15 protein-coding genes are annotated in these 22,704 nt (G+C 67.9%); 11 read left to right on the top strand and 4 right to left on the bottom strand.

The window, feature by feature from the left end:
- Nucleotides 1-4: 4 nt before the first annotated feature.
- The 5 genes from ACFY0O_RS36205 to ACFY0O_RS36185 all read left to right on the top strand — a co-directional run bounded on the left by ACFY0O_RS36205 (nt 5) and on the right by ACFY0O_RS36185 (nt 4,956).
- Entirely contained in the window at nt 5-205 is a 201-nt protein-coding gene (locus tag ACFY0O_RS36205; protein WP_345504350.1) for a hypothetical protein, read from the top strand.
- A 126-nt stretch (nt 206-331) separates the two neighbouring features.
- Nucleotides 332-718, top strand: a complete 387-nt coding sequence (locus ACFY0O_RS36200; RefSeq protein WP_388955055.1) for a TadE family protein — start codon at nt 332-334, stop codon at nt 716-718.
- A gap of 5 nt (nt 719-723) precedes the next feature.
- A complete protein-coding gene (locus ACFY0O_RS36195) occupies nt 724-1,179 on the top strand; it encodes a TadE/TadG family type IV pilus assembly protein (RefSeq protein ID WP_388955052.1) in 456 nt (151 codons plus the stop codon).
- A 2-nt stretch (nt 1,180-1,181) separates the two neighbouring features.
- Nucleotides 1,182-1,628, top strand: coding sequence for a hypothetical protein (locus ACFY0O_RS36190; protein WP_388954986.1), 447 nt, complete (start codon nt 1,182-1,184; stop codon nt 1,626-1,628).
- A 31-nt stretch (nt 1,629-1,659) separates the two neighbouring features.
- Complete coding sequence (locus ACFY0O_RS36185; RefSeq protein WP_388954983.1) at nt 1,660-4,956, top strand: LysM peptidoglycan-binding domain-containing protein; 3,297 nt, start codon at nt 1,660-1,662, stop codon at nt 4,954-4,956.
- A 121-nt stretch (nt 4,957-5,077) separates the two neighbouring features.
- Here the strand turns inward: ACFY0O_RS36185 and ACFY0O_RS36180 are convergent, their stop codons facing one another.
- Nucleotides 5,078-6,025, bottom strand: coding sequence for a hypothetical protein (locus tag ACFY0O_RS36180; RefSeq protein ID WP_388954981.1), 948 nt, complete (start codon nt 6,023-6,025; stop codon nt 5,078-5,080).
- A gap of 118 nt (nt 6,026-6,143) precedes the next feature.
- Between ACFY0O_RS36180 and ACFY0O_RS36175 the strand changes: the two genes are divergently transcribed.
- The 5 genes from ACFY0O_RS36175 to ACFY0O_RS36155 all read left to right on the top strand — a co-directional run bounded on the left by ACFY0O_RS36175 (nt 6,144) and on the right by ACFY0O_RS36155 (nt 10,344).
- Nucleotides 6,144-6,482: a multiprotein-bridging factor 1 family protein gene (locus tag ACFY0O_RS36175; RefSeq protein WP_388954978.1), complete on the top strand. Its 339-nt coding sequence runs from the start codon at nt 6,144-6,146 to the stop codon at nt 6,480-6,482.
- A 547-nt stretch (nt 6,483-7,029) separates the two neighbouring features.
- Nucleotides 7,030-7,869 carry an IS5 family transposase gene (locus ACFY0O_RS36170; protein ID WP_388954976.1) on the top strand — a complete coding sequence of 280 codons (840 nt, stop codon included), beginning with the start codon at nt 7,030-7,032 and terminating at the stop codon, nt 7,867-7,869.
- Nucleotides 7,870-8,004: 135 nt separating this feature from the next.
- Nucleotides 8,005-8,652 (top strand): DUF6461 domain-containing protein, encoded by a 648-nt coding sequence (locus ACFY0O_RS36165; protein WP_388954973.1) that lies wholly within the window; start codon nt 8,005-8,007, stop codon nt 8,650-8,652.
- A 300-nt stretch (nt 8,653-8,952) separates the two neighbouring features.
- Nucleotides 8,953-9,660 carry an HNH endonuclease family protein gene (locus tag ACFY0O_RS36160; protein ID WP_388955049.1) on the top strand — a complete coding sequence of 236 codons (708 nt, stop codon included), beginning with the start codon at nt 8,953-8,955 and terminating at the stop codon, nt 9,658-9,660.
- A 156-nt stretch (nt 9,661-9,816) separates the two neighbouring features.
- Nucleotides 9,817-10,344: a hypothetical protein gene (locus tag ACFY0O_RS36155; RefSeq protein WP_388954972.1), complete on the top strand. Its 528-nt coding sequence runs from the start codon at nt 9,817-9,819 to the stop codon at nt 10,342-10,344.
- Here the strand turns inward: ACFY0O_RS36155 and ACFY0O_RS36150 are convergent.
- The 3 genes from ACFY0O_RS36150 to ACFY0O_RS36140 form a co-directional block, all read right to left on the bottom strand.
- Nucleotides 10,242-11,111, bottom strand: a complete 870-nt coding sequence (locus ACFY0O_RS36150; protein ID WP_388954969.1) for an IclR family transcriptional regulator C-terminal domain-containing protein — start codon at nt 11,109-11,111, stop codon at nt 10,242-10,244. The two genes, ACFY0O_RS36155 and ACFY0O_RS36150, sit on opposite strands and share 103 nt — an antisense overlap.
- Before the next feature lie 37 nt (nt 11,112-11,148).
- Nucleotides 11,149-11,445, bottom strand: a complete 297-nt coding sequence (locus tag ACFY0O_RS36145) for a hypothetical protein (protein WP_388954966.1) — start codon at nt 11,443-11,445, stop codon at nt 11,149-11,151.
- Between the two features lie 139 nt (nt 11,446-11,584).
- Nucleotides 11,585-14,668 (bottom strand): DNRLRE domain-containing protein, encoded by a 3,084-nt coding sequence (locus ACFY0O_RS36140; protein ID WP_388954964.1) that lies wholly within the window; start codon nt 14,666-14,668, stop codon nt 11,585-11,587.
- 481 nt (nt 14,669-15,149) lie between these two features.
- Between ACFY0O_RS36140 and ACFY0O_RS36135 the strand changes: the two genes are divergently transcribed.
- On the top strand, nt 15,150-22,643 hold the full coding sequence (locus ACFY0O_RS36135) for a ricin-type beta-trefoil lectin domain protein (protein WP_388954962.1): 7,494 nt from the start codon (nt 15,150-15,152) through the stop codon (nt 22,641-22,643).
- Nucleotides 22,644-22,704: the final 61 nt, after the last annotated feature.

The raw sequence follows: 22,704 nt of genomic DNA, 5'->3' as shown, positions 1-22,704 counted from the left end.
CGTCATGACCAAGCTGGCCGTCCGCCTGTCCGTCGCCCTGCGCTCGCACTGGCAGGAGATCAAGGAGCACAGCTCCAAGGACCGGGGGGACATCTCCATCACCACGATCATCATCTGGGTCGCCGCCGTCGCCGGGGCCATCGCCATCGCCGGCACGATCGGCGTCGTCGTCAGCAAGTACAACGGCAAGCTGTCCGGCATCTGACAGACCAGCAGTCCGCACGGCATATCGAAGGGAGGGGGCGAGGTGGCAGGACGCTGGGCGCCGAGCCAGCCGACACAAGGGCGCGGTCGGGGCCGCCCCGGAGCGGGCCCGCGCGGCCGGGCGCGGATCGTGGGCGGGTTCAGGGACCGGGGGGAGGCTTCGATTCAGATGGCGATCGTGTTCCCGTTCGTCATCCTCGTCACGGTCGCGGTCGTGCAGGCCGCGATGTGGTTCTACGCCCGCAACATCGCCCTGACCGCCGCCCGGGAAGGTGTCGCCGCTGCCCGCGTCTACCAGGCCCCCGAAGAGTCGGGCGCGGCCCGGGCCCGCGAGACCCTGGGGCGGATCGCGGGCGACAGCCTCGCCAGTAGCACGGTCAGCACGGCGGGCAGCAATGGCGCCGAGGTCCGGGTGACCGTCACCGGGCTGGCTCCCTCGCTGATCCCGGGGGTGTCGGGGCTGAGCGTGTCGCAGTCGGCCGGAGCCCCGCGAGAGCGGTGGACCACCCCGTGACGTTCATGCGTGCTCGGGCGGGGCGGTGGCTGGCGCTGGCCCGGCAGGACCGGGGCAGTGAGACCATCGCGGCCGCCATCGTGACCCCGTTGCTGATCATGCTGCTGTGCCTGGCCATCGCGGGAGGGCGGATCGTCACCTCCGGCGCGAAGATCGACGCGGCCGCCGAGGACGCAGCCCGCGCCGCCTCCATCTCCCGGACCTACACCGGCGCCCAGGCCGAAGCCTCCGCCGCCGCCACCCGCTCCTTGGGCGACCAGGGCATCCACTGCGCGTCGGTGAGCACCAGCGTGAACGTCTCCGGCCTGGCTGTGCCCCTCGGGCAGGCCGGCACCGTGACCGTGACCATCACCTGCAACGTCACCATGGCCGACCTGCTGCTCCCCGGCATCCCCGGGTCCAAGACGTTGACCAGCCGTTTCACGTCCGTTGTGGACGCCTACCGCTCCCGGGAGGGCTAAGCATGCACAACCGTCTGCGGCGGGCGGCCGGGCGCCTGCGTGAGGACCGGGGCGGGATCGCCGTCTACACCGCGATCGTCACCGTGGCGCTGCTGGCCGTCATCGGCCTGGCCATCGACGGCGGCGGGAAACTGCGGGCGACCGAACGCGCCGATGCGCTCGCGATGGAGGCCGCGCGCGCGGCCGGGCAGGCCATCGACCCGGCCTCGGCCGTCACCGGCACGGACGTCCGCGTCGACCCGGAAGGGGCCCAGGCGGCCGCCCAGGCCTACCTCGCCCGTGCCGGCGCACAGGGCAGTGCCACCCTCTCCGCCGACCGGAGCCGGCTCGACGTCACCGTCCACGGCTCCTATCCGACCGTGTTCCTGGCCATCGCCGGGATCGGGTCCATGGACGTCACCGGCCACGGAAGCGCACGCATGCTCCACGGCATCACCCAGCCCCAATAGCCGCACCACCACCGTGAGAAGGACCCGGCCGATGCCGAAGCCCACCCCCGTCAACCCCCGGTCGTCCCGCAGGGGCGGCGCCCAGACGGCGGCCGCGCTGCTGCGCGCCCTACTCTCCCTGACCGTCCTGGCCCTGCTGCTGGCCGGCCTGCCCATCCTGCTGTGGTGGGCCACCAACCTGGTCGGACCCCCGGGCCTGGCCGCCCTCTCACATCTGCTGTCCACCGAGGACTCGGGACAGGTATTCCTGCTCGTCCTGGCCGCCGCGGGATGGGCCGGATGGGCCTGCTTCACCGGCGCGGTCCTGCTGGAGATCCCCGCCCAGCTCCGCGGTCGCGCAGCCCCGCAGATCCGGGGGCTGGTAGGGCAGCGGGCCGCAGCCGCCCTGGTCGGCGCCGTCCTGCTGGCCCTGCCGGCCGGAACCGCGCTTGCCGCTCCCAGCGCCGCCGCACCCGCTCCCGCCGCTGTCGGCGTCAGCGCCTCCCCTATCCCCGGCTCCGGCAACGAGGCCGCACCGCACGCCGGCAGCCCGGCCGACGCGTCGAGCACGGCCGTGACGTACACGGTCCGCGATCTGCGGCCCGCTGAGAGCCTGTGGTCCATCGCCCAGCAGACGCTCGGCAGCGGGGAGCGGTGGACGGACATCGCCGCCCTCAACCAGGGCCGCACCATGACAGACGGGACGGTCTTCGACGCCGAGCGGCCCATCCAGCCGGGATGGGTACTCACGCTGCCCGCCGACGCCGCCATTCCCTCCGCCCCGGCAGCGGGTGGAGCAGGAGGGGGGAGCGCGTCGCACGGCGCCGGACAGGTCCGGTACACGGTTCGCGGCGGGGACAGCCTCTCCTCCATCGCGGCCGCCCAGCTGGGCGACGCCGACCGCCATCAGGAGATCTTCCACCTGAACCAGGGGCGGCCCCTTCCCGGCGGCACCTTCGACAACCCCGATCTGATCTATCCCGGACAAGAACTCACCCTCCCCCACACCGCACGAACCGAGACCCCCTCCGCGTCCCCGCGAACCGCCGAGCCCGGCCCGGCCACGCCACCAGCCACCGCCCCGCCGGCGCCGACGGCGCAGACGGCGCCGCCCGCCCAGGCCCCTTCGCCTTCCGCACCGGCCGCCGCGCCGTCGGCCCAGCTCCCGACGCAGACACCTGTGGCCGCCTCGCCGACTCCGAGCTCCTCCCCCGCCCAGACCCCAGCCCCGGACGCCCCGCATGCGCAGAGCGCCACGGCCAGCGTGAACTGGGCGCTGGTCGCCGGAGTCGGGACGCTGCTGGCCGCGTCCCTGGCCGGCGCTCTGGGCGTACGCCGGATTCTGCAACAGCGCCAGCGCCGCGCGGGCCAGACCATCGCCCAGGACAAGGACCCCAGCACCCTCGAACAGCTCCTGACAGCGGCCGGCGAGCCCGAAGGCGTCGACCTCCTCGACCGCATCCTGCGCTCCCTCGCCCACCAGGCCGCAGCCGAGGAACGTCCGCTGCCCGCCCTGCGCGGCGTGCTCCTGGCGGGCAAGGAGGTCCGGCTGCTCCTGGACGAGCCGGCCGACCCCGTAGCCCCGTTCACCGCAGGGCCCGACAGCCGTACCTGGACCCTGGACCCCGCAGCCGTTCTGCCGGAGGCAGAAGCCCTGGACGAGGTCGAGGCCCCCTACCCGGGCCTGGTCACCCTCGGCGCCCACGACAACGGACTGCTGCTGGCCGACCTGACCACCTGCCGCACCCTGCTCCTGGACGGCACCCCGGAGGAGGTCCTCGAAGTCGCCCGCGCGCTCGCCCTGGAACTGGGAACGTCCGGGTGGACCGACTACAGCGAGATCCTCACCACCGGCCTCGGCAGCCGCCTGGCCCAGCTCCTGCCGCAGGGCCGGATCCGCACCATGCCCCACCTGCCGGCCGTCGCCGCCGACCTCGGCGAACTCCTCCTCGAAGCCCACCAAAGCGGCGAGCAGGTCCTGCCATGGCTGATGATCGGCGTCGGCGACCACGATGGGGAACACCTGGCCCAGCTCGCCGATGCTCTCGCTGCCGCCCGGAACCTCAAGACCGCCGTGGTGCTGCCGGCGAGTAAGGCGGCCCGGCGCGTCTTCCCGCACGCCGAGATCATCGACGTCACGAGCGGGCAGGAGGCCCTCCTCGCGCCGCTCGGCCTGCCCGTGACCCTGCAACGCATCACCGACGAGCAATACCGGCAGTACGTCCACGCCCTGCAGGTCTCCACCCAGGACCCGGAACCAGCCACCGGCGCCTGGGAATTCGCCGAAGATCACGGCCAGGCGGCCGCGAGCGGACAGGCGCTGACCCTCCGGTCCACCACCGCCGACGCCCAGGACCCCGGCAACCCCTTCCCCGCGCTCATCGCCGCCTCCCCCGCCACCGCCACCCAGCCGGGCGGCGACCAAGACAGCAGCACCGAAGCCGGGCAGTCAGCAGCAGACGGGTCAGTGACGACGAAGGACGCGGCAGAGCCCAACGAGACCGGCCAGGGCGCCACCGACACGGCGCCGGTGCCTGCCCAGACCGCCGCCACCGTGCCCGCCCAGACCGCCGACGAAGATCAGGCACCTGTCCGCATCGACATGCTCGGCCCCTTGCGTATCACCGGCACCGCCGCCTCAGCCCACGGCCCCCGCACCGCCGCCGTCGCAGCCCTCCTCCACCTGCGCCCCGGACGCGGCACCGAGTACCTGTGCCAGGCCATGGACCCCGTCAACCCCTGGTCCACCCGCACCCTGCACTCCCGGCTGTCCGAACTGCGCAACGTCCTCGGTCTCAGCAGCACTGGCCTGCCGCTGCTTCCGCGCCCCAAGAACGGCGCCGACTACGTCCTCCACCCGTCGGTCACCTCGGACTGGGCCGAGTTCAAAATCCTGGCCTCCCGAGGCCTCGCCGCAGGCCCCGGGGCCGGCACCGCCGACCTGGAAACGGCCATGGCGCTGGTCCGCGGTCGCCCCTTCGAAGGCCGGACCCTGCCCTGGGCAGACCCCGTCATCCAGGAGATGCTCTCGCGCATCACCGACACCGCCCACACCCTCGCCCGCTGGCACACCGACAGCGACACCCCCGACCTCGACGCCGCCCGCCGCACCGTGCTCCAAGCCCTTGAGGTCGAGGAGACCTCCGAGGTGCTGTACCGAGACCTCCTCCACATCGAAGCAGCCGCAGGCAACCACACCGCTGTCCGGAAGACCGTCGCACGAGCCCAACAGATGGCCCGCACCTACGACATCACCCTCGACGACACCACCGAAGCAACCATCAACGAAGCCCTCACCGGCAACCTGCTGCGTCCGAGCAGCGGCGCTGAGGCATCGCGCCTGCCATGAGCGAGCCCACGGAGCAGCGGAACCTTGCGGCAGACGGGAAGCCGGCTCTCGTCGCCCTCGCCTCTCTTTCGGGCAGGCGCCACCATCGATCCGCGAGCGCGCCTCGGGCAGCAGCACTCCGTTACCCGGCATCGCCCGCCGCGCTCGGCAGGTGCCGGGCCCGTTTGTGGTGTTGCTCAGCGACAAGGTATTTGCGCAGCCGCGAGCCCTGCGGGCACCACATCTCCCGAGGGCACCGGTCACAGGCGGCAACATGTTCCGCGTAATTGGCGGCCGCGGGCGTCGAACTACGGGGATGGTCCCCGTGTCCGTCGGACGGCGCCGCTGTTGCCGTGGCGGGAGGCTGGCCCCGTACTGCCGACACCAGAGCCCCATCCACCTGAGGCTGAGACACCACCTCTGCCCTCTCGTGGTGAACGGCTTGGTGAAGCCTGGTAGGGGCGTCATGTAACCCCTTCTGATCCGTCACGTGACGCTGCCTGCCTCCGTCACGTGACGCCCCCTCAATCACTTCCTCAGCGGGCACGGGGGCGTCACATGACGCCTCCAGCGCCTGCACCGGGCCCAGACCAGACGGCGTCACGTGACGCCCCAAGCCCTTGGCACGCTTGTGCCGAAGCCTGCGGTCGTACTCGGAACTGGACAACACGGCCAGTGCCCTCTCCCAGGCGATGCCGCAGCCGGTCTCGGTGTCAGCGCCAAGAGGAAGCGTGCATGCGTAGGTGGCAGGTTTGGGGTGGCGGCCTCCACGGGCGTTCGCTGTCTTCCTGATCAGGCAGACGGCCTCCGCGGCGACGAGTACTTTCTGGACGGTTTCCTTGCTGCACCGGCCGATCGCCATGAGCGTGTCGGTCCCCAGGAAGGCATTCGTGCCGTCCTCGTTCGCCGCCTGGCCAACCGCCTGCAGAATCGCGAAGAACGACGCACCGAGGCTCTTCCACTCGGACTGGTCCCGGGTCGCCTTCGGAACGTGCTTCGCCGCCCGGAGCACAAACCAGCGCCAGACATGAGCCGGGGCCCAGCCCGCCCTGATACCCGCGGGAAAGACGTCATTCGGTCCGTCGGTCATGCCCCCAAACTACCAACATGGTTTCCGTCAGGGCAACCCTGTCGACTCTAGGGCTACAATGATGCCGAGAAGCTTCTTCGGTGTCCGGGATCGAATCGGAGATCGATATGATGCAAGCATGGAGAAGACCGCGAAGCAGCAGGCACGGGAAGCCGTCACCGACCTAGAGCTCAGGTTCATCGAAGCCGTAGAACACGGACGGCTCCGCGCGGAACTCACCTACGAACAGCTCGGCCGCCACCTCGGCATGTCCAAAAGCCAGATCAGCAAACGCCAAGACGGCCAGATCACCTACACCCTCCGCGACATGCACCACATCAGCCAACTCCTCGGCATCGACCCCCTCGTCATGGCAACCGGCCTCGGCACCTGGCTCAACGACATCCACCCCACCGAAGTCCACCACCGCCTCGACACCCCCACCCCCAGCAGCAACCCAGGAGCCACCCCCGCATAGCCGGCCTCCACCACCAGCCTCACCCGCTCGTCGGCCGACTCGCCGACCAGCCGATCGGACCATCGATCGCGCTGACGTCTGGGCTCGAACAGGATTCTGGATCGGGTGATGCCGCAGCGCTCTGGGCACGAGGGCAGTCCTCGCCGGACGAGAACGGCTCCCAGGAGACGACCACCCCGCCACCGCCTCCGCCCACGCCCACCTCGCCATCACCTGAAGCGACCTCAGCCGACACCAATGGCTTTGTTGGCGAGTCTCAGGAACGTTTGCTGCTCAGCGCCAGGAACGCCTCGTCCCACGACAGCGTGCTTTCGCCGAGTTTTAAGTGGGCGTTCAGGGATAGTTTGTGGCGGTAGGCGAGGTTCGTGGCTGCCAGGTCTGAGGTGTTTGCCCTGAACGCGCCCCCTTCGTGGCGGTCGCGCTCTCGAGGTGGACGCCCGTTTGCTCCGCTCCTTGTATGTGAAACCCGTTTGGTTCGAGGATGAGGCAGAAACGCCCAGCAGTGGCGGAACGGAACCGTCCGCTGCGTCCGTGATCACGCTGCGACATGAACCAGCGGAAGCCGTACCCCAGTGACCTGTCCGACGCCCGATGGGCCCTGATCGAGCCGACATTGGCGGCCTGGCGGAAAGCCCGACTTGACCGCCGGCCCACCGGTCAGCCGCCCAAGGTCGAGTTACGTGATGTGTTCAACGCGATCCTCTATGTGAACCGCACGGGAATCCCCTGGAAATACCTTCCTCACGACTTCCCGGGACACGGCACCGTCTACTTCTACTACGCCGCCTGGCGCGACGAGGGAATCCTCTCGCAGCTCAACTACGACCTGACCGGCCTGGCCCGCGTGAAGGAAGGGCGCAAGCCCGAGCCGACCGCCTCCGTCATCGACACCCAGAGCGTCAAGACCTCCACCAACGTGCCCCTGACCAGCCAGGGAACGGACGCCGCGAAGAAGATCGTCGGCCGGAAGCGCGGCATCCTCACCGACACAATCGGCCTCATCCTCGCCGTGACCGTCGCCGGCGCAGGCCTCTCCGAGAACGCCATGGGAATACGCCTCCTCGACCAGGCGAAAGAGACCTACCCGACCATCGCGAAAAGCTGGGTCGACACCGGCTTCAAGAACGCCGTCGTCGAGCACGGCGCCCAGCTCGGAATCGACGTCGAAGTCGTCAACCGCAACCCCGAAGAACGCGGCTTCCACGTCGTGAAAAGGCGCTGGGTAGTCGAGCGGAGTATCGGCTGGATCATGATGCACCGCCGCCTCGCCCGCGACTACGAGACCCTCACCACCAGCTCCGAAGCCATGATCCACATCGCGTCGATCGACAACCTCACCAAGCGCATAACGGACGAAACCACACCAACCTGGCGAGGAACCTACTAGGGCATACAGGGCAATATGCCTAGATCAAATGCCCTCTAAGAACGCCTCGGTGCTTGACTCGGGGTATGGGTCTAGTCTGCACGACGAGCGTGACCGATGCGGGCGCTGTCAGAGGCAGCAGCCAGGATGGCGGTCATGACACACGAAACGGCCTGGCTTGCTGCCCCCCAATCCATTGCCTTCGGGGGCTACCGCGTGGTGCTCGCCCGCGGACTGACGCCCGAAGATCTCGCCGGCCGCCTCGCGGCGACCGTACTGTACGACGCCGAGCACATCGCCGTGGCGGCCGGTGAGCACACCGGGGATTCCCTTCTGGAACTCATGGACGACACCTACGGCGATCCCTTCGACGGCATCGGCCTGCGACTCGGAAGCGCCGGGGAGTGGACATACGCGGTCGCGTACGGCGGCTGGGCGGGAGAGTTCGGTCCGCTGGCACCGGTCTCGCGTGACGGTGCGCACGTGTGCCTTCTGGAGTACGAGGAGGAGAACGGCAAGCCGGTCCCGCCGCAGTTCGAGTACTTCCACGACGGCCGCCTGCTGAGCGCCTGCAACCTGCATCTCGCCGTCTCATGGGGCTACCAGGGGGTCGAGGGCGACCCCGCGACGGCCAGCCGGCTTCAGGAGCTGCTGACGGCTGCCGGCCTCCCGGCCCAGGAGCAGGACGACAGGGAGGTGCACCGCACCGCCCTGGGCATCATCGCGGAGTGCTTCGGGCTTGTGCTGCCCAGGGACCCGATCGTGAGCGGCACCCTACCGGCGGTCCTGCTGGAACCGGCGTAACCCGGCACAGGGGGCCTCGCGCACCACGGAGTGTTCCTACTTCTCGCCATCATTCGCCGGACCGCTTACCCCGGCGCGTTCTCAGAACGCATCGACAACCGCTCCTGGTTTCCACCTATGCAGCCACACCAAGACGCCCTCACGCTCGCGGAACGGATATGGACCGGGTAACCCGGTAGGGAGGGCGTGCAGAGCCGTTTCCGCGGTGAACACGAACGCCCACATGGGTGAGTTGTCGTCCGAGAACCTGTCTCGGTAAGCGTCGAGCCCGCTACACCAGCTTTCGTGATCAAGAATCTGATGCTGCGTGGGCTGCCCGTGCTCGCCCTCTGCGCCCTCCCGCTCTCCGCCGCCGCTCCAGCCGCATACTCCTCCCCCGTCGGCCCGAGCAGCCCGGCGGCAGTGGCGGGTCCGGCGGCAGCGCGCGCTCCACTGCCGCTGTTCGAGGCGATCGACCAGCTGACCGTCGCCCCCGAGCACCGCGAGGGCTACCGGCGCGACCTGTACAAGCACTGGAACAAGGGATTGAACACCTCAGACGGCTGCGACACCCGCAAGGAAGTCATCCTCTCCGAAGCCGTTGCCGCGCCGCAGATCGCGGCCGGCTGCAAGCTGACCGGCGGCTCCTGGCGCAGCGCGTACGACGATGTCGTGGTGACGGACGCGGCCCGGCTGGATGTCGATCACTTCGTGCCATTGGCGGAGGTGTACGACTCGGAGAAAGTGGCGTGGTCCGCGGCGCGGCGGGAGGCATACGCGAACGACCAGGCGTCCCCCGACACTCTGATCGCGGTCTCCGCCGCTTCGAACAGGAGCAAGGCGGACAAGGACCCGGCGCAGTGGCTGCCCTCCGACGGCTCCTACCACTGCACGTATGCCGCGACGTGGGTGGGCACGAAGCTGCGATGGGACCTGGCCGTCGACGAGGCCGAGCGCCAGGCGCTCCTCGGGCTCGCCGAGGACTGCCCCACCACCACCGTGGCCTACGAGCCCGCCCTCGTGTCCTGACCCAGGGTCGACAGGTCCTGCCGGGCCCGGTTGAGCAGCCGGTGGCGACCCGCGGCGCCGGCGTCACCGGCCCTCCATCCGGATCACCCGTGCCGGCACGCTTCCTTCGCTCGGCCGCGTCGTTGTCCTGGGCACTCGATCAACGGAGGCGCTCCCATGCCCAGGACACACTCGGCCCGCCGATTCGCGGCGGTACTGGTGACCACCGTCGTCATCGCGGCGGGCGCCGGGGGTGGCCCCGCCAACGCGGCGGAGCGGTGCGCGGTGTCCACCAAGACCGTCGACAACCCCGCCTACAGCGGGCCCTGGCCCGACAACTGGGACTTCACCGTCAAGGCCTGCGTGACCGAGTCCGGTCCGAATATCCGGCACTGGGCGACCATCTCGTGGGACCTGCCGGCATCGACCACCCACCCCGGCTCCATCTTCAACACCGCCAACGCCGAAGTGACGGCAATGGTGGCGGGAGGTGGTCTGGCCGTGACCAAGCGCACCGATCTGGCCCAGCGCCTGAACAAGGCGAAAGACGGATCGATCACCCCCGCCTCCTACTCCTCGCACTGGCCAAGCCGCCACCACCTCTACACGGACGTGACCTTGCTCCTCGACTGGAAAGGCGACGGGAAGGGACCCCAGAAGCTCCACTTCACTCCCTCCCCCTCCATCCCCGGCTCCGCCCACTGACAGCGCCGACCCGGCGGCGCCAGCAGCCTGCGACCCCCTAGCAAAATCACACCAGTGGCGGCCTTCACCGCACTTGCCCTCCCGCGCCCGCAGGCGAATCGAGGAAGTGACGGATCCGGCGCTCGCGCGGACAGGCGGCGTTCCCCCGCCCGCCTGTCCCCCGCGCTGTCGGCTACCGGGGGATCACCACGCAGGGGATGCTCGGCGTGATGGGTGGTGGCGGGTTGCTGCCTCCGACGAGGAGGGCCAGGAGGACGGCGATCGCTTCGTTGCGCAGGACGCGGGCGGCCTGGACGAGCTTGAGCGGGTCCGGGCTTGGAAGGGAGAGGGCTACCGCATTCGGGGTCGGTGCCGGTGCGGATGGGCACGGCCGCGCACACCGTGCCCAGGGCGTACTCCTGAAGGTCCAGCAGCGGCTCGCCCGGGTCGCGGGTGTCGAGTTCGGCGAAGAGTTCTTCCTGGCTGGTGATGGTGTGTGGGGTGAAGGCCTCCATGTGGTGGCGGCCGAGGTGGTCGCGGCGTTCGGCGTGGTTGAGCTGGACCAGGAGGGCCTTGCCGACGGCGGAGGCGTGGGCGGCTTCGCGGAAGTCGACCCACTCGTGGACGGCGGGGGCGGTGGGGCTGTCGGCGTACTGGGTGATGGAGACCTCGCCGTCGGTATAGGCGGCGACATAGACCGCGGCACCGACCTCGTCGCGCAGGAACGTAAGTGTCTCGCGAAGCACGTCGATGCTTCGGCGCACCCTCAGGAGCGTGCCCCACACCATAGGGGTCTGCCGCCGAGACGGTACGGGTGTGGTGATCTCAGCCGTTGACGAGGTTGTAGAGGAGACCTGCGATGAGGAGGTATGCCAGGTAGGCGGCGCATGCCACGCCGAGCATCGCCAGGGCTTTGAGTGGCGTGCTGAGGTGCCTGCGGGCGAGGGCGAGGTTGGTGAAGAGGCCGGCGGCTCCGATGGCGCCGCCTATCGCTCCGCCGATCGGCAGCAGGAGGATCGGGGCGATGGACAGGACCAGCTGCCACCAGGTGAGCCCGCGGAACTTGGCCCACGGGTCCGGCTTGCCGACTGTGTTCTTTCCGAGGTCGGGGAGCTGCTGCATGTACGGGCGCCTCATTCTTGTCGTGATGGTCGCGGGGCCGGGACGGGCGCGGAGCGTCCGTCCCTGTCCCGTGGTGTTCGGGTCGGCGCAGGCGCCTGGCGGGTGTTTCCGGCCGGGCACCTGCGCCATGGACGGGCGGTTATCCAAGGGTGCGGGCGGTGGCCCAGTCGTCTTCCTCGACGCGCCAGCCGTTGCCGATGGCGGTGCGGCCTCCGTAGTAGAGGTGGAGGGTGCCGTCGTTGTGGGTGAGGTAGAGGTCGGGGATGCCGTCTCCGTTGACGTCGGGTGTGCCGCGCAGGAGGGGCCAGGTGGTGCTGTCCCATCCGGTGGTGCCGTAGGTGAGGTCCTTTCCGTCGGCGGAGTTGACGGCGAGGGCGAGGGAGTTGATGTCGGCTCCGCCGTTCGTGCCGGGCTTGCCGCGTCGCAGGGCCAGGCCGCGGTCGGGGGTGAAGTCGTCGCGGTAGACGAGGTCGGGCACTCCGTCGCCGGTGACGTCGCGGACGTTGATGATGTCGCGCTTGAGCCAGCTGGTGGCCGACAGCTGGCGGGCTTCGGTGATGGAGGCGCCGCTGTAGCCGGTCAGGACCCAGAAGGTGTCGCCTGCGGTGGCGAAGATGTCCTCGGATTTGTCGCCGTCGACGTCCTGGACGACCACGATCTGGGAGAGCGTGGCCGGGTCGGGTGCGCCTGCGGGGAGGAGGATTTCGGTGCGGCGGCTGATGTCGAAGCGGCCGTTGCCGTCGCCCTGGTAGACGTAGAGCTTTCCGTCGGGCATGCGGGCGATGAGGTCGGTGATGCCGTCGCCGGGGTACCAGTCGCTGGAGTGCGCGATCAGTGCGTTCTTGAAGTAGCCGGCGGGTGCGGGCTTGCCGTTGTCGGTGGCGGCGGGCATCCAGGCATCGACGTCACCGGTGGCGTCCGCAGGGTAGACGCGCAGGTCGCCGTTGCCGTCGACGGCCAGGACGTCGGCTTTGCCGTCGCCGGTGACGTCGCCGGGGCCGTCGAGGCCGGGGCGGGGGCGGACGTAGAAGGTGTAGGTGACGGGGTTGGAGGGGTTGCCGGCTTTGTTGACGACGCGGACGTAGAAGAGGTTGGGTCCGGCGTTGTCGGGGTTGACGTCGACGGTGACGGTGTCCGACCCGGCGGCGGGGACGGCCTTCTTGTCATAGATGGGGTGGTTGAGGGACCACTGGAACTCGGTGATGTCCGCCGGGTTGGTACCGCCCGCGATCACGGTGATCTTGCCGGGGCCCAGCGTGTTCTTGCTCCACTCCGCGCCGTCAGGGCCGGGGGCGGGGAAGTCCTCGGAGCGGATCGTGGGCGGTGTGGGCTGGGTGTGGTCGACGGTGAAGGTGCACCAGCCGCCACCGCCGGAGTCCAGCGGGCCGCTGCCGGACCACTGCCCGTCCCAGTCGATGGCCTGGGCGAGCCAGTAGTACGTCTTGCCGGGGGTGAACTTCTCCCAGCCGACGGTCACGTTCGCGGCGCCGTCAGTGTTGGTGTCGCGGAGTTCGTCGGCCACGGAGCCGGAGCCGTCGGCGGCCCAGATCCGGAAGTTGAGCCGGCGCAGATTGCCGTCGCCGTCGGTGGCCTTTGCACGGAAGTCCACATCCGTCTTGCCGATCTTGGTGAACGGCTGCCCGGTCACGCACGCACCGCCCGGGGAGGTGCTCATGTTCGCCAGGACCGGGGTGTCGGGCGCCTTGTTGTACTCGACCTCGATGTAGGGGGCGCTCTCGCCGTTGGCCTGGAACTTCTTCCAGTAGCTCGCGTCGCTCTCGTTCGGGGAACGCAGGCCCAGGGTCAGGTTCTGCCAGGCACCGCGGGCGCCCTCCTCGACCTTCGACTTGATGTCGATGCCCACCCAGGCGTCGGGGCAGGAGCTGTTGTAGCCGTACCCGGTGGACGCGCCGGCGATGCGGTTGGACCAGAAGCCGGCGTTGTCGGTGTTGTTCCAGGTGCTCGCGCTGGTGATCAGCGGCACGTGGTAAACGTCGAAGGCACGCGGGTCACAGCCCCAGGAGTAGGTCTGCAGCATCCGCAGGTTCGCCGAGCGGATCTGGGAGCCGTAGAGCTGGCTGCCGAAGTCGAAGATGAACGCCGCGCGGGAAGTGCCGCCCGAGGTGGACTCGTAGCCGACGCGGGCCTCGGGGGTGCCGCTGCCGCTGTTGTAGTTCTGCCCGTTCCAGAAACTCGAGGAGCCCTCGGTCTTGTAGAAGGTGGTCCAGTTCTGCTTGTGGCCCTTGAAGGACGGGTCGATGAACACCGGGTAGACGGTCTCCGCGTCCTCGAGCAACTTGCTGTTCGGGGTCACCGTCAGGACGTTCTCGCCGCTGAGGGCGGCGCCGGCGGACACCGCGTGGTTGCCCTCCGCACCATTCAGGCCGGACAGGGCGAGGGTGGGGTGGGCCTTGGCCTCAGGAGCGGGCGCCGGGACGGGCTCGCCCTCGGTGACGGCCACCTTCCCCGCGGAGTCCCACATGAAGGGGGTCGGTGAGCCGGCGACCTCCTCGCCCTTGGAGTCCTGGGCGCTGACCGAGCGCGAGGACTCGTCCAGGTGGAAGGTCAGGTCCGGGGAGGAGAGACGGTAGTTCAACTGGCCGAGGAGAGGATCGGCGGCGGCCTGCTTGTCCTTGACGACCAGAACGTGCGTGTAGCCGCCGTCCTGGGCCGTCAGCACCAGGTCGATACCCGGACGGACGTTCTCGTACAGGGCCCGGGACCCGGAGATGACCGGCTCGGGCAGCTGGCCCGGCCAGGCAACGGCCAGATCATGACCGTCGAGATTCAGACGCACGAGGTCGGTCCAGGCCGGCTGCGGAGTGTCTGCCTTGGCGACCGCGGGCTGGACGAGCGCCACACGCGATGCACCGCGTGACGCCCGGCTGCCGTCCCCCGCCTTGGTGCCTGCGCTGAAGACGACCTTCCCGTTGACGGCCTTCGGCGCGAAACCGCCCTCGACCCGCTGAAGGGTCGTGTCGATCGGCTTCCACTCATTGCCGACCTTCGCCCGGTTCGCCAGGCTGGACACCCTCAGCTTGAACGTGCCCCCAGGCTGCGCCCAGGTACTGGTGTACGCGGAGGCTTCGGCCGTGACCTCGACTTCCTTGCCGCTCTCCCGCGCCAGACGACGGCCTTCAGTCGCACTGACCGGACCCTTCGCCTTCGCGGGCTTGGCCTGAACCGGCTTACGGTTGTCGTCCCGGTTCAGGACAACCGGCACGGCAACCGCTACGGCAAGCAGTGCAGCGAGTCCGCCCCACGCCCTGCGTCGGCGATACCAAGCCTGTCGCTCAACTGCCTTTTCAGGGACCCTATTTGACCCGTCTTCACGCTCGGGATCGATTTCGGACACGCTGGTTCTTCTCCCCCCTCGGGCACGCGATTCAGCCACCCCTGGGTACTCGCTGGCGAAATCAGCCGGGCGGCCGGTCACGCGAATTCCGGCTCCCCATCCGGCCGTTCGCGCATGGAATGTGCGAGCAGAGCATGACGCATTGCACCGACATCGTCACCTGCAAAAATGTCGGAGCTGAGCCCGAAATATTCCTTTTGTCACGACGTATGTGGTCGCTAAGTGATAAACACCACACAGCGCTGCTTCCTATGGATTTCCTGTGTGTCACGCCACAGAATCAGCGGACTATTTGTCAGTTTCCTGCCACACGTGTGTCTTCACCGTGGGCAGAGCGTGGGGGGTCCACATGTCGCCGTTCTCGGCGCATAATTTCCGCCTGCCCGGAAACAGAAGAGCACGCGCGAAACGCGCGCGCCTCGCCGGGCGTACCGGCCTCACCGTCTCGGTGGCGCTGGTCGTATCACTCCTGCCGGTCCAGGCCTGGGCGGCGCCGCCGGGCGACCGCGCCGGTGTCCAGCTGCCGGGCCTGCAGCAGGACATGAAGGCCAAGCTCGACAAAGTCGAGGCAGCCAAACTCGAAGGCTGGGCCGGGGCTCCCGTCCAGTCCCCGCCGGAGTACGAACCGTCCAAGGTGACACCGCCACCCGGCGGCAGCGCCAGCGTCGCCTTGTCGGGCGACCAGCTGGTCCAGGCGGGCTCCCTGCCGGTGAGCATCGGCAAGGCGTCCCCGACCGCGGAGAACCCGACCCCGCCCGCGCCGTCGGGCACGTGGTCGGTGGCGGTCGAGACGCGTGCCGCGACCGAGGCGGCGAACGTCGACGGCGCGCTCATCAAGGTGACCCCGCCCGCCGAGGGCTCGACCCCGGTCGACGTCCAGCTGGACTACAAGAGGTTCAAGGACCTCTACGGCACCGAGTGGGCCACCCGCCTGGAGCTCAAGCAGCTCCCCGAGTGCTTCCTGACGACGCCGGACCTGCCCGAGTGCACCGTCGCCAAGGACGTCCCGAGCACGAACGACCCGGCCACCGGCACCGTCCGCGCGACCATCGACCCAGCCACCGCGCCGAGCCAGGGCCTGCGCACCATGGCCGGCGGCAGCGGTGGACCGACAGTCCTGGCCGCTTCCGACGGTGCCTCCGGCGCGGGCGGCACGTACAAGGCCACCTCGCTGTCCCCGTCTGGTTCCTGGACGGCTGGCGGGAGTGGCGGCGGCTTCTCCTGGTCGTACCCGTTGGACGTTCCCGCCGCACCTGCGGGGCCGACTCCGAAGGTAGCTTTCGGGTATTCGTCCCAGGCTGTCGACGGCAGAACCTCGGTAGCCAATGGTCAGGCGTCGTGGATCGGTGATGGCTGGGGTTACGAACCGGGCTTCATCGAACGTCGCTACCGCTCGTGTGCTGACGACCTTAAGGCCAGCCCGTCGGCGCCGAACAACGACAACAGCGCGGACAAGAAGAAGGGCGATCTGTGCTGGGCCGGTGACAACGTCGTCATGTCGCTGGGCGGGTCCACGACCGAGCTCGTCCACGATGCGACGACCGGAGCGTGGGTGCCTGCCTCCGACGGCGGCTCCCGGGTGGAGCGCAAGACGGACCCGAGCATCCCCAACGGCGCGAAGGACGGCGAGTACTGGGTCGTCACCAACCGTGACGGAACTCGCTACTACTTCGGCCGCCACGATGTCGACGGTGCCGGCAGCCGCCCCGTCACAAACTCCGTCTTCACCGTTCCCGTCTTCGGCAACCACCCCGGCGAACCCTGCTACCAGACCTCCTTCGCCGCCTCCTCCTGTGAGCAGGCCTGGCGGTGGAACCTCGACTACGTCGAGGACGTCCACGGCAACGCCATGATCATCGACTGGGCCAAGGAGACCAACCGCTACGCCAAGAACGACAAATACAAAGAGGCCGTTTCCTACACCCGCTCGGGATACCCCACGCAGATCACCTACGGGCTGCGCAGCGACAACCTCTCCGGGGCTCCAGGGGGCAAGGTCGAGTTCACCGTCGCGGAGCGGTGCATCATCGAAGGCACCGTCCAGTGCTCCAACGCCGAGTTCGAGGGCAACAACTACGGTGACAAGCAGCCCTGGTGGGACACCCCTTCCACTCTCAACTGCAAGCCCGACGCCAAGGACTGCTACACCGGCGCGCCGACCTTCTGGTCGCGTAAGCGGCTGACGACAGTCACTACGTACAGCCAGCGCACCGCGGGTTCCACGGCCCTGTCTCTAGTGGACCGGTGGACGCTGGCGCAGTCGTTCCCCCGCCAGCGCACGGACACGCACCCGCCTCTGTGGCTGGAGTCCATCACCCGTACCGGCTACAGCACCGCGAAGGACGGTTCCGGCAACCAGCAGAGCGTCTCGCTCCCGCCAGTCTCCTTCCTGCCCAACGTCCAGGACATGCCCAACCGCGTCGCAACCAGCGCCACCGACGCAACCCCGGACTTCGACCGTCTTCGTGTGGGCACCATCCGCACCGAGACGGGCGGCGAGATATCCATCTCCTACTCCGCGCCCTGCCCCGTCGGCGGAGCACACCCCAAGCCGGAGGAGAACACCAGCCGCTGCTACCCGGTGTACTGGTCTCCTGACCCTGATCTGGAGAAGCCGCCGCTGGAGTGGTTCAACAAGTATGTCGTCGACAAGGTCACCGAGAAGGACCGTGTCGCTCGCCAGCCCGACGTCGCCACCAGCTACACCTACGAGGGCGACGCCGCCTGGGCCAAGGACACCGACGAGTTCTCCAAGCCCGAACGGCGCACCTTCAGCGAATGGCGCGGCTACGCCAGCGTCATCGTGAACACGGGTGTCACGGCCAACGCGGGTAAGAGCGACGCCACCGAGCAGTCTCAGACCCGCACCCGGTATTTCCGCGGCATGTCCGGAGACGCCGAGCGCCCCAAGATCAGCATCAAAGACTCCACTAACACCGAAGACCTCGGCGAGGACCTCCGGCAGTACCAGGGCGCCGTGGCGGAGACCATCACCTACACCCGCGCAGGTGGCGGGGTCGTCTCCCGCATGCTGAGCTGGCCGTCAAGCCAGAAGACGGCAAGCCGGCCGCGCGATGGCAACGTCCCCCTCGAGGCCTTCCGCGGCAGCACTGCGCGCACGGACGAGATCAACAACGTCAGCGGCGGCAAGTCCCGCATGGTCCGCACCCGCAACACCTACGACACCACCTACGGCCTGCCCCTCACTTCGCAGACCGAAGCGCTGTCGAACAACGGAACCGGGTGGACCACCGTTGAGCAGAAATGCACCACCACCAGCTACGTCCACAACCCCGGCTTGAACCTGATCGGCCTGGCGCAGAGAGTCCGCACGACCCTGGGTGACTGTGCACAGAGTGCGACCGGAACCGTCCTGGCGGACTCGCGGACCTCCTATGACGCTCTGAATGCCTTCGGGGCTGCGCCGACGAAGGGGCTGGCGTTCCAGACTGACACTCTGGATGCGGCGGGCACCGGATGGGTCACCAGCGTGCGCACCGAGTACGACGCACTCGGCCGCCCGATCAAAACCTACGACGCCGCCGGCAACGCGTCCTCCACGGCCTTCACGCCCGCCACTGGTCCTGCGTTCAGCGTGACGAGGACCAACGTCCTCGGGCACACCTCGGCCGTCACGGTCGACCCAGGCCGTGGCAACGTCATCGAGGCCACCGATACCAACGGCCGCAAGGTCACATCCAGCTACGACAGCCTCGGACGCTCCACCGCGGTTTGGACTCCCTCCCAAAAACCTGGCACTGATAAGGCAGCTGTCACCTTCAGCTACCAGATCTCCGAGCATGAAGCCCCCGCAGTCACCAGCAGCACCTTGAAGGACGACGGCACCTACACCCAGTCGGTGGCCATCTACGACGGCCTGCTGCGGCCACGTCAGACCCAGACCGATGCCCTGGGCGGAGGCCGCCTGATCACGGACACCCTGTACAGCGCCAACGGCACGGTTCGCCGCACCAACAACGCCTACTACGCCGAAGGGGCACCGACGAAGAGCATCTTCGTCCCCGAAAGCGTCTTCCAGGTTCCCAACTCCGCCGAAGCGGCATACGACGGTCTCGGCCGGACCATCCGCACCACCACTCTCCACGCGGACGTGGCCCAATACTCGGCCACCACCGAATACGGAGGTGATTGGACCCGCACCCGTACCGCGCTCTCCCCCGACGGCACCGCACCCCTTCCGGGCAGCCGCGCGGCAGAGACCTGGACGGACGCCCTCAACCGCACGACCGAGGTCCGCAACTACACCGCCACCGACCTCACCACCTTCAACAAGACCACTTACGCCTACGACATGCGCGGAAACCTGGCGAAGGTCACGGACCCCGCTGGAAACCAGTGGACCTATGGATATGACGCCCGCGGCCACAAGACCAGCTCAAACGACCCCGACACAGGCGCCTCCTCGTTCGGGTTCAACAACCTCGACCAGCTGATCTGGGCCAAGGACTCCAGCGGCCGCACGCAGTACACCATCTACGACGTCCTGGGGCGGACGACCGCGCTGCGCGATGACGCCGTCGATGGTCCACTGGTCGCGTCCTTCACCTTCGACACCCTCCTGGGCGCGAAGGGCCAGCCCGTCGCCGCCACCCGCTATGAGAACGGCGCGGCGTATACCAGTGAGGTGACCGGGTACGACGCCGAGTACCGGCCGACCGGATCGAAGATCACGATCCCGGACGTTCCGGCGACCAAGGGTCTGGCCGGTACCTACTCCTACAGCACCACATACACCCCGACCGGCAAGGTCCAGTCGACCACTCTCCCGGGCACCCCAGGCGGCCTGGCGGCCGAGAAGCTCGTCACCCGCTACAACAGCGACGGGCTACCGCAGAGCATGTCCGGGCTCGCTTGGTACACCGCCGACGTCAAGTACAGCCCGTTCGGCGAGGTCCTGCGCACGACGTCCGGCAACGCCCCCAACCGGGTGTGGACCACGACGCAGTACAACCCCAACAACGGACAGGTCACCCACCAAATCAGCGACCGGGAAACCGGGCCCAACCGGATCAGCGACGTCTCCTACGGCTACGACCCGGCCGGCAATATCACCTCCATCACCGACACCCAGTCCGGCGGCCGGGAGGACCGCCAGTGCTTCTCGTACGACCCAATGGGTCAACTCACCAAGGCCTGGACCGGTAAGACGGCCTCGTGCGCCGGGCCGTCCCTGGCGGATGTCACCCCGGGTCCGGACGGTGACGGCTTCTGGCAGGAATACCAGTTCGACGCAATCGGCAACCGCACCAAGCTGATCAACCGCGACCTGACCGACCCGGCGCTGGACGACGAAACTACGTACACCTACGGTGTGACCCTCGCGGGTGGCGCCCAGCCTCCTGTCAAAACCCAGCCCCATGCCCTGGCGAAGGTCGACAAAACCACCCGCAAGCCAGGCTCCACGGTCACCTCGCTGACCGACTACACCTACGATTCGGCTGGCAACACCAAGACCCGGCGCATCGAGGGCGACACCCAGACCCTAAACTGGGACCGCCGCAACAAGCTCACCTCCGCCAGCAGCCCCGGCGTTGGAGCCTCCTCCGTCATCGGAGCCTCCGGCAAGTGCATCGACGTCGAGAACGCCAGCACGGCCGACGGCACACCGGTCCAGATCTGGCCCTGCAACGAAACCAAGGCCCAGCAGTGGCGCCTGACCGGCAACACGGTCCGCGCACTGGACAAGTGCCTGACCACCAGCGGCACAAAGCTGGTCCTGGCCAACTGTGACGGCAGCGACAAGCAGAAGTTCGTCTACCGTGCAGGCGACAAGTCCCTGAACAACCCGGCCACCAACCAGTGCGTCGATGTCCCCAACAACGCCACCGACGGCAGCGACCTCCAGCTGTGGTCCTGCAACACCACAGGACCCCAGCAGTTCACCTTCGACACCACCACCACATACCTCTACGACGCCGACGGCAACCGTCTCATCGAAGAGACCGGGAGCTCTCGCACCCTCTACCTGGGTGACGCCGAGGTCACCGTCAACAAGGCCGGCCAGGCTCTCGACGCCGTCCGCTACTACAGCGGCTTGGGCGCCACCACCATCCGCCGTACCGAAGGCAAGCCCAGCAACCACCGGCTCAGCATCCAGCTGGCCGACCACCACGGCACCGCCACCACCACCGTCGACCAGAACACCGGTCAGGCGATCAGCCGTCGCAAGTCCGACCCCTACGGCAACCCACGCGGCGGCCAACCCGGCTCCTGGCCCGGAAGTCGCAGCTTCCTCGGCACCGGCGTCGACGACACCAACACCAGCCTGACTCACATCGGCGCCCGCGAATACGAATCCACCACAGGCCGCTTCATCTCCGTCGACCCGGTCATCGACATCACCGACCCGCTCCAGATGAACGGGTACACCTACGCCAACGCCAACCCCATCGGCAACGCCGACCCCAGCGGTCTCAAGTACTACGAAGGAATGAACGACGGAGGCTACCAATCCTCCCCCGACCGACTCGAGAAAACCGGCGCCTACTACAACGCCAACAGTGGGGCATACAACGCCAACACCGGCTACTACCACTACGAACACCCCAATGACGTCTTCAAGACAGAAGAGGGGCTCAATAACTCAATCGGGGCAGGATGGGGCGCAAAGAGCTACAGCCCCCACTCGAAGCCCCAACCTCAGCCTAGGCCAAAGCCTAAGCCTATGCCTCAGGGCCATCTCAAGACCACTTGCAACCGCGCCTCATGCCACAGCGAGTGGGTCAGCCAGCCCATGGGCAACGACCGAGACATGGCCGGCGGATTCCTGGCTGGCGTAGCAGACGCTCTCACACTCGGATGCCAAAAAATTCTTCCCGGACCCAGTGGCGACCGCAGCTGCTGGGGCGACGACATGCGAAAGCACAGCGTCAACCCTGGCACCGAAGCTTACGGAATGGGATACAACCTGGGAGGGCAAGTCGGCTCACTCCCCTACGGTCCCCTATCAGAGGAGGTCCTGGCTGCGCGATCTGTCGCCGGGAAGAACTGCTTCCCCGCTGGGACCCTCGTAGAAATGGCCGACGGGTCAACTAAGAAGATCGAAGATATCAAGGTCGGCGATGAGGTACTTTCGTCAGACCCAGAATCCGGAGAGAAGAAGGCCTCCAGCGTCACATCCGCACTCGAGCAGGGCGGGGAGAAGGACCTCAATGCGATCTCTGTAGAGACGGAAGCAGGAGTAAAGGAACTCGTTGCCACAAGCGGACATCCGTTCTGGTCTCCTTCAGAGCAGGCATGGATCAACGCCGGCGATCTGAAGGTCGGCTTTACGGTTCTCGCCGCCGATGGGCAGCAGCTCAGGGTTGCACAAAACAGACAGTTCAAGCAGAGTGTTACTACTTACAACATCACCGTTGCCGATCTGCACACGTATTACGTACTTGCAGGCGAGACTCCGGTACTGGTCCATAACGCCATCTGCCTTCAAGGCGGGCTCGCAGCGGCAGAGGAAGCACGCACAGCGTTCCCCGAGGGATCTGGCAATTTGTCCGGAATACTGTATTTGGATGAATACATGGACGACGGGCAGCCAATTATTAGTGGCGGCGGAAATGGAGGTGCGACTATGGTCCCAGATTTCACACGCCCCCCCGGATCCAACTCCGTAAACTACCACCACCTAGAGTCTCAAGCCGCATCGGAAATGCGACGAATGCACGCGGAAACCGGACACTTGTTCATTGCCGACAACAAGCCCCCTTGTGGCACATGCCGCTCAAGCCTGCCAACCATGCTGCCCCCGAATAGCGTACTCCGCGTGACGTACGGAAGACCTTCCGGTGGAAATATCACCATCGTATACAGAGGAGCCAAAAGATAGGCGGCTGAATAAATAGAATCGAGGGGTCGCGGCAATCCAACCGCGGCCCCTCAATGCTCCC

It is taken from the genome of Streptomyces sp. NPDC001594, from assembly GCF_042893675.1.
In the GTDB taxonomy this organism is placed as follows: Bacteria; Actinomycetota; Actinomycetes; order Streptomycetales; family Streptomycetaceae; genus Streptomyces.
The sequence above is the reverse complement of the archived record's forward strand: the minus strand, read 5'-3'. Positions and strand labels throughout refer to the sequence as shown.